General features: G+C 65.9%; 10 protein-coding genes. 8 read left to right on the forward strand and 2 right to left on the reverse strand.

Features of this window, described 5'->3' with window-relative positions; genetic code table 11:
* Positions 1-4 precede the first annotated feature (4 nt).
* The 4 genes from CBI38_RS24625 to arsA are packed head-to-tail and all read left to right on the forward strand — an operon-like array spanning position 5 to position 3,048.
* Complete coding sequence (locus tag CBI38_RS24625; protein WP_109332987.1) at positions 5-415, forward strand: arsenate reductase ArsC; 411 nt, start codon at positions 5-7, stop codon at positions 413-415.
* A gap of 15 nt (positions 416-430) precedes the next feature.
* Entirely contained in the window at positions 431-847 is a 417-nt protein-coding gene (locus tag CBI38_RS24630) for an arsenate-mycothiol transferase ArsC (RefSeq protein WP_109332989.1), read from the forward strand.
* Positions 848-867: 20 nt separating this feature from the next.
* On the forward strand, positions 868-1,269 hold the full coding sequence (gene arsD, locus CBI38_RS24635) for an arsenite efflux transporter metallochaperone ArsD (RefSeq protein ID WP_109332991.1): 402 nt from the start codon (positions 868-870) through the stop codon (positions 1,267-1,269).
* 15 nt (positions 1,270-1,284) lie between these two features.
* On the forward strand, positions 1,285-3,048 hold the full coding sequence (gene arsA / locus CBI38_RS24640; RefSeq protein WP_109332993.1) for an arsenical pump-driving ATPase: 1,764 nt from the start codon (positions 1,285-1,287) through the stop codon (positions 3,046-3,048).
* 40 nt (positions 3,049-3,088) lie between these two features.
* Here arsA and CBI38_RS24645 read toward each other — a convergent pair whose 3' ends face one another.
* A complete protein-coding gene (locus tag CBI38_RS24645; RefSeq protein ID WP_109332995.1) occupies positions 3,089-3,862 on the reverse strand; it encodes an alpha/beta hydrolase family protein in 774 nt (257 codons plus the stop codon).
* A gap of 148 nt (positions 3,863-4,010) precedes the next feature.
* On the opposite strand from CBI38_RS24645, the gene CBI38_RS24650 reads away from it, so the two are divergent.
* The 4 genes from CBI38_RS24650 (at position 4,011) to CBI38_RS24665 (ending at position 11,535) form a co-directional block, all read left to right on the forward strand.
* A complete protein-coding gene (locus tag CBI38_RS24650) occupies positions 4,011-5,207 on the forward strand; it encodes a Fic family protein (protein WP_109332997.1) in 1,197 nt (398 codons plus the stop codon).
* Between the two features lie 215 nt (positions 5,208-5,422).
* Positions 5,423-8,293 carry a TIR domain-containing protein gene (locus CBI38_RS24655; RefSeq protein ID WP_109332999.1) on the forward strand — a complete coding sequence of 957 codons (2,871 nt, stop codon included), beginning with the start codon at positions 5,423-5,425 and terminating at the stop codon, positions 8,291-8,293.
* 39 nt (positions 8,294-8,332) lie between these two features.
* On the forward strand, positions 8,333-8,860 hold the full coding sequence (locus CBI38_RS24660) for a RipA family octameric membrane protein (RefSeq protein ID WP_109333001.1): 528 nt from the start codon (positions 8,333-8,335) through the stop codon (positions 8,858-8,860).
* Positions 8,861-8,937: 77 nt separating this feature from the next.
* Positions 8,938-11,535: a LuxR C-terminal-related transcriptional regulator gene (locus CBI38_RS24665; protein WP_109333003.1), complete on the forward strand. Its 2,598-nt coding sequence runs from the start codon at positions 8,938-8,940 to the stop codon at positions 11,533-11,535.
* On the opposite strand, the gene CBI38_RS24670 is transcribed toward CBI38_RS24665, so the two are convergent.
* A complete protein-coding gene (locus CBI38_RS24670) occupies positions 11,532-12,263 on the reverse strand; it encodes a helix-turn-helix transcriptional regulator (protein WP_109333005.1) in 732 nt (243 codons plus the stop codon). The genes CBI38_RS24665 and CBI38_RS24670 overlap by 4 nt on opposite strands.
* Positions 12,264-12,289 lie beyond the last annotated feature (26 nt).

The raw sequence follows: 12,289 nt of genomic DNA on the forward strand, positions 1-12,289 counted from the left end.
TCGCATGGCTTCCCGACCCAGCGTGCTGTTCGTCTGCATCCACAACGCCGGCCGCTCCCAGATGGCCGCCGGATTCCTCACCCACCTCGCGGGTGATCAGATCGAGGTCCGCTCCGCCGGATCCGCCCCGGCCGAGACCATCAACTCCGCCGCTGTGGAGGCCATGGCCGAAATCGGCATCGACATCTCCGGCCAGTCGCCGAAGATCCTCACCCCCGACGCCGTCCACACCTCCGACGTGGTCATCACCATGGGTTGCGGCGACGCCTGCCCCGTCTTTCCTGGGGTCAGCTACCGCGACTGGGCACTCGAGGACCCGGCCGGTAAGGGCGTCGAGGCGGTCCGTCCGATCCGCGACGACATTCGCTCCCGGGTCGAGGCGCTGATCGCCGAACTCGTTCCCGCCACCGCCTGAGACGGAGACCGACCGATGACGAAACCGTCCGTGTTGTTCGTGTGCGTGAAGAACGGCGGCAAATCCCAGATGGCTGCCGGGCTGATGCGAAAAGCAGCCGGCAACGACGTCGACGTGTACTCCGCCGGAACCAAGCCCGGCACCGCCGTCAACGCCCTGTCAGCGCAGTCCCTGCTCGAGGTCGGTGTCGACATCGCCGGTGAAACTCCGACACCCATTGACCCGCAGCTGGTTCGAGATGTCGACGTGGTGGTCACCCTCGGCCGCGAAGCCCACGTCGCCCCCGTGGACGGGACCCGGTTCGAGAACTGGGACACCGATGAGCCGTCCGACCGCGGCATCGACGGGATCGAGCGGATGCGCCTGGTCCGCGACGACATCGCCGCCCGCGTCGATCAGCTCGCCGCCCAACTCCGCACCACCCAGCCCTGATATCCGAGGAGAACCTGCTCGTGAGCACCATCGAAATATTCGAACCCGCCCTGTGCTGCAATACCGGCGTCTGCGGCGACGACGTCGACCAGGCGTTGGTCACCTTCTCCGCCGACATGGACTGGGTCCGCTCCCAGGGCGGAGACATCGCCCGGTTCAACCTCGCCAGCGAACCCCTCGCATTCGCCGAGCGGGAACCGGTCAAAGCGTTCCTGCAGGTTTCCGGATCCGAGGGTCTACCGCTGGTGCTCGTCGACGGGGTCACCGCGCAGACCGGCCGCTATCCCGACCGCGCCCAGCTCGCCAAGTGGGCCGGACTTACCGAGGCTCCGTCCGCGGCTCCGGCCGGGGTCGCCATGCTCGGGCTCACCGACGCCGGATCTTGCTGCGCCCCAGACGACAACGGTTCCAGCTGCTGCTGAAAGGCTCTGCCTGTTATGAAGTTTCTCGACTCCCCGCCCCGCTTCCTGTTCTTCACCGGTAAGGGCGGGGTCGGGAAGACTTCCATCGCTTGCGCCGCAGCTATTCACCTCGCCCGCGCCGGCCGCAAGGTCCTGCTGGTCAGTACCGACCCGGCGTCGAATGTCGGGCAAGTGTTCGGGCTGACGATCGGCAACACCATTACCGACGTTCTCGCCGTGCCCGGATTGTCGGCGCTCGAGATCGACCCTGGGCAGGCCGCCGACGCCTACCGCGAACGCATCATCGGACCCGTGCGGGGGTTGTTGCCGGAGAAGGAATTGGCGTCGATCACCGAGCAGCTGTCGGGTTCATGCACCACCGAGATCGCTTCGTTCAACGAGTTCACCGCCCTGCTCACCGACCACGACACCGTCGCCGACTTCGACCACGTGCTCTTCGACACTGCCCCCACCGGGCACACCATCCGGCTGCTGCAACTGCCCGGATCGTGGACCGACTTCCTGAACGACGGAAAAGGCGATGCCTCCTGCCTGGGCCCGATGTCCGGGCTCGAAAAGCAACGCGGCATCTACGCGGACGCGGTCGCCGCCCTCGCCGACCCGCAGCGCACCCGGCTGGTTCTGGTCGCCCGGGCGCAGCGATCCCCGCTCGCCGAAATCGCCCGCACCCATATCGAACTCGCCGACATCGGGCTAATCCACCAGTACGTCGTGATCAACGGTGTCCTCCCCGCTCCCGAGGACGGGGACGAGCTCTCTGCCGCGATCTACCGGCGCGAACAGGCCGCCCTCGATGATCTTCCCCGTGAGCTGTGCGCTCTGCCCTCCGACCGGGTCGAGCTCAAGGCCACCAACATGGTCGGCATCAGCGCACTCGAGAGCCTGTTCACGGCGAATCCTGCCGCCACGCCGCAGGCCATCGCAGCAGAAGCAACACCGGTGCCGCAGGCGCCGCTGTCCGCCCTCATCGACGAACTCGCCGAAGCCGATCACGGGCTGATCATGTGCATGGGCAAGGGCGGGGTCGGCAAGACCACCCTCGCCGCCGCGATCGCTGTCGCCCTGGCGCAGCGAGGACATGACGTGCACCTGACCACCACCGATCCGGCTGCCCATCTGACCGACACGCTCGACGGACACCTCGCGTGCCTCGAGGTGTCTCGGATCGATCCGGCCGAGGCCACCGCGCAGTATCGGGATCGAGTGCTGGCCACCAAAGGCGCCGCCCTCGACGAACAGGGCCGCGCCACCCTCGCCGAGGACCTAGCCTCCCCGTGCACCGAGGAAGTCGCCGTCTTCCAAGCCTTCTCGCGGGTCATCCACGAATCTCGGCGCAAGTTCGTCGTCGTCGACACCGCCCCCACCGGACACACCCTGCTACTCCTCGACGCCACCGGGTCATACCACCGGGAGATCGCCCGCCAGATGGGTGACAGCACGAATTTCACGACTCCCTTGATGCGGTTGCAGAACCCGGAGGAGACGAAGATCCTGTTGGTTACCCTCGCCGAAACCGTTCCGCGGCTCGAGGCCGAAGGCTTACAAGCCGACCTGCAACGCGCAGGAATCACGCCGTCGGCGTGGATAATCAACAACTCGCTTGCCGCCGCACAGCCGATGTCCGACCTGCTCCGGCGGCGGGCTGCGGCGGAGCAATCGGAAATCGATGTCGTCGCGCACCCGCGGGTCGCGGTCGTGCCGATGCAGCCCACAGAGCCGGTCGGCGAAGCGGCGTTGACCGCGTTGGTCGAAGCTGAGATGTTCGGACTGGCGACCTAGCCGCCTGGGACCGGCCAACGGTCATAGCGCTATCGCATGCTCACGACTGGTTCGTGAAGAAGGCCACGATGTCGTCGACGCGGAAGTGGTCGGACGACACGTGTTCGCCGCTCACGACGACCAACTCTGCGGTCATCGACGCGGCGCGCAGCCGTTGCACCCACGGCCCGGTCACTTCGTCGATGTTCGCCACCGCATCCTCCGGCGACGCGTACACGCGGATCGGCACGCCCGCATAGGCGTCCGGCTCGTGGCGAACGGCATCCCATGCTTCAGTCTTCGACTCCAGGTCGTGCTCGTCGGCCGACAGCCCGTACGCCGCCGCGAGGGTGTCGCGGCCATGCTCTCCCCGCTCCCAGACCGCTCGCATCGACAATGACGGAGCGACCAATACAGCTCCCTTCCACTGCATTTCCCGCAGGCGGATCGCGTTGGCGGCGGTGGTCGCACCCATCGACTCGCCGATCAGGAACCGGCGCGACACCGGCCACCGGCACGACACCCAGTCGTGGAGGGCACCCAACGCGTCCTGGGCATCTCGGTTTCCCCACAGATCGCCGTGCAGGTACGGGCTGACAACGACAAACCCGGCGTCGAGCAGACCGTCGCGTACGCCGGCCCGTTCATCGATCGACGTTTCATCGGCCGTGCGTCCGTGAAGGTAGTAGACGGCTGCGGCTGGTGCCACTCCCTGCGGCACCAGGACGAGCGCGCGGTCACCGGATGCCGGAATCGTTATCGCGTACTCGTCGTACCGCGTGAGGCCGGCCGTGTGCCGCTCGAGCGGCACAGCGGATTCCTCACGAGCTTTCACGCTGTCACGCTAACAAGGAGGCTCTGATCCCGCTGGGTCACAACCTGCGAACACCCAGCGGTTTACGCCTGTTCATCATGATCCGTTTCTCACCGAGTACACCACTCATACCATTGGATAGATTACTAACCAATAGTATGGTCCGGGTATGACATCGGTTGGCGATGGACAGCGATGGCCGCCCGTCGCCTACGAGGACCATCCCTGGGTCAGCACCACCGACTACGGATCTCGACGCGAACGTCGCCTCACCGCCGGCCCCTACCGCGCGGCGGTACCGCCATTCATCGCGAACCGGACCATCTCACTGAACGGAGAACTGCAGGCGCTGACGGAGGAAGCGGCGACCGAACTCACCCGCTTCGACGCCGAGGTCGGCCACATCACCGCCCCGTTCGCATCCATTCTGCTGCGCACCGAGAGTGCATCGAGTTCGGAGATCGAGAACCTCACCAGCGGGGCACGCCAGATCGCGCTGGCCGAACTCGGCGAGCACGCCTCCCGCAACGCCCGCCTGATCGTCGGAAACGTCCGGGCCATGCAGGCCGCATTGGAGTTGTCCGACCGCATCGACGCCGACGCGATCCTGCAGATGCACCGGGCACTGCTCGAACACTGCGATTCGAACACCGGCGGCCGATGGCGGCAACAGCAGGTCTGGATCGGCGGCGGAAGCCTCGGATCACACACCGCACAATTCGTCCCCCCACATCACGACCGCGTTCCCGAACTGATCGACGACCTGGTCGCCTTCGCCAACCGGGTTGACGTAGCCGTGGTCGCCCAAATAGCGGTCGCACACGCACAGTTCGAAACCATCCACCCGTTCCCTGACGGCAACGGGCGCGTCGGTCGCGCCCTGATCCAGGCGCTGCTGCGCGGCGGGCAGCTCACCCGCAGCGTCGCCGTACCGGTGTCCGCGGGCCTGCTGCACGACACCGCCACCTATTTCGAAGCCCTCGGCGAGTACCGTTCGGGCAACCTCGAGCTGATCGTGCAGTCGATCGCGGAGGCATCATTCGCCGCCGTCGCCAACGGCCGCACCCTCGTCCGGGACCTGGAAACGGTTCGAGCCGACTGGCGCACCCGGGTGACGGCGCGACGAGACGCGGCGGTACACCGCCTCGCCGAACTCCTCCTTCGCCAACCGGTCGTCCACAGCAAGCTCGTCACTTCCACGCTGGGGGTCACCGGCGCCAACGCGCAAATCGCGATCGACCGCCTGGTCGACGCCGGAATACTCACCCAAATCACCGACGGACGACGCAACCGAATCTGGCAAGCCAAGGACGTCGTCAGCGTCCTCGACGAATTCGCCGCCCGCGCCAAACGCCGCCGAGGATGAATGGGGTGGGTTCTCACTCACCACTGTGGATTCAGGGCACCGCAACTGCGCCGATCCAGATCCCGCTGGTCACGACCTGGCGAAACTCACCATCGACAAGCTCGCCGCGAAAAGCCGAGTAGTCGACTACTCGCGATATCCGGGCTCGTTTACGTCAGGCTCGAATAGTCCCGTCCACGTGACTCGGCACAGGCTCGAGAGCGGAGGAATCACCGATGTGTGCTCAGGCTGCGCAGGTTCCGCGGCAGCAGCAAACTCGCGGAGAAGAAGAGCGGTTCGAGTACGACGCCTTCATCTCCTACGCCCACGATGATCGGCCGGTCGCCGCCGGCATCCAGAAGGGTCTGCACCGCATCGGCCGTCGAATGGGCCAGCTGCAAGCGTTGCGGGTATTCCGCGATGCCACCGATTTGATCGCCAGTCCCGACCTGTGGGGCAGGGTGACCGAGGCGATGGGCCGCGCCCGGTACCTGATCGTGGTGCTGTCGCCTCATTCCGTCGCGTCGGGCTGGGTGAACAAGGAGGTCACCCACTGGCTCGAACGGCATGGACCGGACCGGCTGTTGTTCGTCGTTACCGGCGGTCATCTGACCTGGGACGAGGCGTCTGGACGGTTCGACCCGGACCGGTCCGATGTGGCCCTGCCGGTCCTGACGCAGCCGGGGATTCTCGCCGCCGAGCCCTTCTATGTCGACGTCACCGAGGACGCGCCGTGGGATCCCGCGTCACCGATGTTCCGGGAGAAGATTACCGATCTTGCCGCTCCCATCCACGGCAAGCCCAAATATGCCCTGGCCGGTGAGGATTTGCGCGAACAACGACGCTTCCGGCGCCTACGGCGAGCCGCCATCACCGGCCTGGTTTTGTTGACTGTCCTCGCGGTCGCCGCGGCGACGCTCGCATTCGTGCAACGGCAGGAGTCGATACGCCAGCGGAACCAGGCGATTGCCCTGCGGCTGGTATCGGAAGCCCAGTCGATGCTCGCGGGCGCCCGACCCGGCGGTGACGCACGCGCGCTGAAACAGATATTGGCCGCGCAGTCGATCGGCTCCGAACCAGAGCAGGCTGCCCTGCTCGACGCGGTGCTCGCACGGAAGGAACTGCTCGACATCGCAGAGACCACAGCAACGGACGTGAAGGACATTGCGCTCTCGCCGGACGAGCAGCGCATCGTCACCGGCGGTGCCGACGGCACCGTACGGCTGTGGGACGCCGATACCGGCAAGCCGATCGACACGCCCATGACCGGAAACCAGGGCGAGGTGGTCATTGTGAGATTCAGTCCGGACGGGCGGCGCATTGCGTCCGGCGGCGCCACCACGGTGCGGGTGTGGGATGCGGACACCGGAGCACCACTCGGCACACCGATGACCGTGGCCCTCGGCGAAGTGTCGAGCGTGGAGTTCAGTCCGGACGGAAGGCGGATCGTCACTGGTTCGAGTGAGGTAGCTGCAAGCGGCTTGGTCAATCACGGCGCAGTTCAGGTATGGAACGCGGACACCGGAGCACCGCTCGGAGCACCGATGACCGAGCATGACGGCATGATTTTGAGCGTGGCATTCGCCCCGGACGGGCGCCGCCTCGTTGTCGGTTCCGGCGGACCCGTCCATGGCGCCGTACGAGTGTGGGATGCAGACACCGGAGTACCCACCGGCGCACCCATGACCGAGCACGACGGCATGGTCGTGAGCGTGGCATTCGCCCCGGACGGTCAGCGCATCGCCTCCGGCGGCGGTGACGGCACCGTACGGCTGTGGGACGCCGACACCGGAGCACCCATAGGCGAGCCCATGACCGGACACGCTGGTGCAGTAGCGAGTGTGGCCTTCGCCCCCGACGGGACACGGATCGTCTCCGGCGGCGCCGACGGCACCGTACGGCTGTGGGACGCCGACACCGGAGAACTGCTCGGGGAACCCATGATCGGACACGAAAGTTGGGTCGTCTCTACAACCTTCAGCCCGGACGGCCAACGGGTCGTCTCTGGCGGCGGCGACGAAGGCACGGTACGGGTGTGGGACGTCGATATCTATTCAGCCGGCCAAGGCAGTGTGATGAGCGTGGCGTTCGCCCCGGACGGGCGGCGTTTCGTCTCGGCCGGTGCTGACGGCACCCTGCAGTTGTGGGACCCGGATATCGGTGCGCCGATCGGCGAACTGATATCCGGACAAGGCGTGGTGATGAGCGTGGCGTTTTCCCCGGACGGACGGCGTATCGTCTCTGGCACTTTCGCCCCAGCGTCCGAAAGCACGACTTTCCAGTCGGGCACCGTGCAACTGTGGGACGCGGACACTCACCAGCCCATCGGCGAGCCGATGACCGGGCACCAGGATCATGTATTCAGCGTGGTGTTTGCCCCGGACGGGCGGCAAATCGCCTCCGGCGGTAGCGACGGCACCATCCGACTGTGGGACACCGACACCCGCCAACCCATCGGCGAACCGATGACCGGACACCGGGATGCAGTGGTGAGCGTGGCGTTCGCCCCGGACGGTCGGCAAATCGCCTCCGGCGGCAGCGACGGCACCATCCGACTGTGGGACGCCGACACCCGCCAACCCATCGGCGAACCGATGACCGGACACCAGGGCGAGGTCACGACCGTGGCGTTCGCCCCGGACGGGCAGCGCATCGCCTCCAGCGGTATCGACGGCACCATCCGACTGTGGGATCCCGAAACCCGTCAACCGGCCGGCGAACCTCTGAACGGGCAGGCGGGTCCGCTTGCGAGCGTGGCATTCGCACCGGACAGCCGCCGCATCGCCTACGCCGGCTACGACCGCTCGGTACGGCTGTGGGATACGGACATCGGCATGCCGATCGGCCCGCCCATGAGCAGACATGCGGACATGGTGCGCAGTGTGGCATTCAGCCCGAACGGAGGGTCGATCGTCTCCGGCGGTCTCGACGGCCAGATCTGGCAATGGGCCATCACACCGGCAGCGTGGGCAGCCAATTTATGCGGCAAGCTCACCATGAATATGAGCCACCGGCAGTGGCGCGAATGGGTTTCACCCGACATCGACTATGTCGAAGTCTGCCCCGGGCTTCCGATTCCCACCGACGACGCCCCCACCGGGAAGTGAAGGCGCACAAAACCGGCCGATGCCAGTAGGAGGTAGACGATGCAGGCCGACGATCGCCGATCCGAGCTGTGTCACCGACTCTGGAACGACCCGCAAGACAAACCGGGATCTCATGGCCGCGCCATCCCCTATGAGAGCGCGGTGCTCGATCAATACCGGATCTACGTAGAGATGGCCGACCGGGTCAGCGCCCGACGAGGCTTGACCAACTCGTTCTTCCTCAGCCTCAACACCGGCATCTTCGCCCTCGTGGCTGCCTTCGGAAAGATCCCACTTCCGGACCGGACGTGGTGGCTGGTGATCCCGCTGATCGCGGTGCTCGGTCAGTGTTTCGCCTGGTTCTATCTGGTTCGAAGTTACCGCCTCCTGAACAGCGCGAAATATCAGGTCGTCGGCGCCCTCGAGGAACGCCTACCGGCCTCGCCGTTCTGGCGTGCCGAATGGTGGGCCTTGGGTGAGGGGAACGACCGGTCCCGGTACTGGCCCCTGTCCCATATCGAGCAGTGGATCCCGATCCTCTTCGGGCTTGCCTACGTCTCCGCATTTCTCGCCGCTACGTTCGCGTGAGTGTGCTGCGTCGTATCTGGCGTCCACCGAGGTCGGCACGGTTTCGGACTGGAAACAAACCGACTAGGCTCGTTCGTATGCACCAGCCCTGGCCGGTGATCGAGAGGCGCGCGGAGGCACAAGCGATCGCCGAGGCCGTAGGCTGCGCCACCGGCCCCCGCGGAGTGATCGTCGACGGTGCCTCGGGCGCGGGAAAGACGACACTGATGGCGGGATTCCTGAAGTTTCGTGATGGCCCGACCACCCGGCTGGCCGGCAACGCGACTACGAGTAGCACTCCGTTCGGGGCCTTCTCGCGTGTGATCGACAGCCCGGACCCCTGGAATGCGGCAGTGACCTTGTCGAGGATTTGCCGGACGGTCACAGAGGAAAATAGGGACGGGACCGTCGTGGTGGATGATGCACACTTGCTCGACCCGCTCTCGGCCGACATTCTGAACCAGATCGCCACCACTCCTACCCTCTCACTGGTAGTCGCGCTTCAGACGGGAGTGCCGGTCCCCGAGGCAATTTCGGCACTCTGGAAGGACCGCGGATTCTCCCGAGTCACCCTCGGCTGCTTCGGCCGTGACGAAATCGATACCGTCCTGATCGCCGCACTCGGGGGCCCGGTGGACAGCAAGAGTTCGGCGCGGATCGCGGCGGCATCGCAGGGAAATCCCCGCTTTCTCCGTCACCTGGTGGAGGGTTCGTTGGCCGACGGCCGGCTGATCTGCTGCAACGGCATCTGGCAGCTGCGCGGCGAGCCGACCATCACCGAGGAATGCGCACTGCAGCTGCGTCACCGGTGTGCAGCAGTACCGGCGGCCGCCAAGCGGGCTCTCGAAGTAGTAGCCTTCGGCGAACCTATCAACGTGGCAGTTCTCGAGGCGCTGACCAGCACAGAGTCGATGCTGGCGGTCGAATGCACCGGATTGGTCCGTTTCGGCGCAGAAGGCGGGACTGTTGTGGCTCGGCTGGCTCACCCCTTCCTCGGGGAGGTTGTGCGACAGCAGGTGGATGGTGCGGAGGCACGCCGCATTCGTGGGGACCTCGCGACGCTACTCGGCGCGGACGCCAGGGAACCGCTCGCACGCATTCGGGCTGCTGCACTCTCCATCGGTACCGACCATCGTCGAAGTCCGCAGTCGCTCACCGCGGCTGCCGCGGATGCGACTGCGCTCTGCTCCTTCGCCAACGCTGAAGAACTCGCGCGTGCGGCCTCTGCCGAGGGCGCCGGGTTCCGGGCTCAACTCCTTCGCGCAGGCGCACTGGCGTGGACGGACCGAGGTGGCGAGGCGGAACGAGTCCTGGCCTCACTCGATCCGGTGAACAGGCCGGAATCCGACTACACCCGGTGGGCAGTGCTGAGGGCGGGAAACCTGTTCTGGAACCTCGACGCGCTCCCCAGCGCATACAGGATCCTGAAAACTGCCTACGCACAGGTCGCCAGTCCAGCAGGACGCCACTGTGTGGAGGCGGCGCGCGCGGCCATCGACGTCTCGGCCGGACGGGTAGTCGCAGCAACGGAGGCCGCAGCTCAGGTTCGCCACTCGCCGAACGCTCCCTCAGCCGCGAGAATGTGGGCGGCGAGCGCGAGCTGCATGGGTCTCGCGATGATGGGACACGGAGATGAGGCAGCCTTCCTGGCCGATGAATCGCTCCACCTCACTCAACCCGACACAGCTGTGCTGCGGTTCTCCATCGGCCACGGTCATATCACGGCGCTCATCTACACAGGTCGATTCGCTGAGGCGGAACTGGCTGCCGACCGCTACCTCGAGCTGGCGCGACACCACGATGCCGCATGGTTCGGCATCAGCTCGCTGGTCGGGAAACTCGACTTGGCCAGGGGACGAATCGGTGACGCACACAAGAGATTGACGGAAGCCGCAGCGGTCCTCGACACATCCAGTCCCGAACGGCGCGTTGTCGCCAACCTTCTCCTGGCCAGGGTCCTCACTGTCTCTGGACAGAACCAGGAGGCGGTTAATGCGCTCGCGCAGGCAGAGGCATCCTTGGGCGAACACCGACATCTCTACCGATCTGACGTTGCGATTTCGCGCGCCTGGATCTCCGCCGCTTCCGGTAACCTCGGCCGCGCGATCGGGTTGGCACGTCGCGCTGCCGCCGACGCCGAGGAGGCGGGTCTCCTAGCCGTTGCCGCGGAGGCAGCGCATACGGCCGTCCGGTTCGGAGACAGCGCTTCGGCCGTTCAGCTGCACGCCCTCTCGACTGCCGTCGACGGGCTGCTGATCGGCCCGATGGTGGACCACGCGTCCGCACTCGCCGACTCCGACGGTAATGGATTGGTCGCTGCTGCCCACAAATTCGAATTCCTGGGTGCCTCTCTTCTGGCTGCGGACACGTACGCCCACGCTGCGGGGGCATACCGTCATGCCGGTAATCGCCGCGAGGAACTCCGCTCCTCCACGCGGGCGTACGCACTGGCGCAGAAGTGTGACGACGCCTGGACCCCCGCGATATTCGCATCGGCGGCCCCGCTACCGCTGACACCCCGCGAAAGGGCCGTCGCTGCACTTGCAGCCGGCGAGCTCACGAACAAGGAAATCGCTCAACGACTGGGTGTATCGGCACGCACAGTCGAAGGACACGTCTACCACGTCCTGATGAAACTCGATGTGCGCGATCGCGAAGAGATGGCCGAGACTGTCGCGATGGGGACCTGCCGCTAGGCGTCGGGTCCGATCATGAGTCTGCTCACCAGCGATTTCCGATTGTCGACGCCGAGTTTTGTGGACATCCGATACACGTGACCTTCGACGGTGCGTACCGACAACGTCAATCGTTGAGCGATCTCCCGGTTGGTCATACCGATCACGACGAGCGAGGCGATGCCGACTTCACGAGGTGTCAGCCACGAAGGACTATCGAGAGCACGTATCGCGGGTGTCTTCGCACCGGGGCACAGGCCGGCGAGCCTACGGGCTGCTGCCGTCGACAACTGCCGACTGGCATCGTCACCATGCCGCCGATGCACGATTGCAGCCTGCGCGGCCGCATCAGCTGCGAGTAGGTAGGCGTGCATCCTTTCCAATTCCGCTGCGACACGGTCTAATCCGTGACCGTCTCGCACACCGAAGCTGTGCGACTGAGCGGCAGCCACACACACCAAGGGACCGTCCACCGAATGGGTCAATGCCCGCAGTCGGCCCGTGGCGGATCGGTCTCCAAATCGGACCGAGGTGTGCAACGCCACCGTCTCGACACCGAACATCGACCCGGCGTGAGCCAGCCTCGCAGCCTTGCGTGCGGCCGCGATTGCCTCACGATGCTCGCCACGCGCCGCCAGCATCCAGGCGCGTGCGAGCAACAGATCGGGTTCGAACGACGCCATGTGGGCACCGAACGACGACTCCGCAGCAGCAAGTGCTTCGGTGGCATCATCGGTCCGCTCCTGCATGCCCAGAGCTTGACACAGTCCGATTA

This window comes from Rhodococcus oxybenzonivorans (assembly GCF_003130705.1).
GTDB lineage: Bacteria > Actinomycetota > Actinomycetes > Mycobacteriales > Mycobacteriaceae > Rhodococcus_F > Rhodococcus_F oxybenzonivorans.

What these genes read in the sequence shown, in the direction of transcription:
- CBI38_RS24625 (WP_109332987.1), top strand. Translation starts at nt 5, where the DNA reads ATGGCTTCCCGACCCAGCGTGCTGTTCGTCTGCATCCACAACGCCGGC.
- CBI38_RS24630 (WP_109332989.1), top strand. Translation starts at nt 431, where the DNA reads ATGACGAAACCGTCCGTGTTGTTCGTGTGCGTGAAGAACGGCGGCAAA.
- arsA (WP_109332993.1), top strand. Translation starts at nt 1,285, where the DNA reads ATGAAGTTTCTCGACTCCCCGCCCCGCTTCCTGTTCTTCACCGGTAAG.
- CBI38_RS24650 (WP_109332997.1), top strand. Translation starts at nt 4,011, where the DNA reads ATGACATCGGTTGGCGATGGACAGCGATGGCCGCCCGTCGCCTACGAG.
- CBI38_RS24655 (WP_109332999.1), top strand. Translation starts at nt 5,423, where the DNA reads ATGTGTGCTCAGGCTGCGCAGGTTCCGCGGCAGCAGCAAACTCGCGGA.
- CBI38_RS24660 (WP_109333001.1), top strand. Translation starts at nt 8,333, where the DNA reads ATGCAGGCCGACGATCGCCGATCCGAGCTGTGTCACCGACTCTGGAAC.
- CBI38_RS24665 (WP_109333003.1), top strand. Translation starts at nt 8,938, where the DNA reads ATGCACCAGCCCTGGCCGGTGATCGAGAGGCGCGCGGAGGCACAAGCG.
- CBI38_RS24670 (WP_109333005.1), bottom strand. Translation starts at nt 12,263, where the DNA reads ATGCAGGAGCGGACCGATGATGCCACCGAAGCACTTGCTGCTGCGGAG.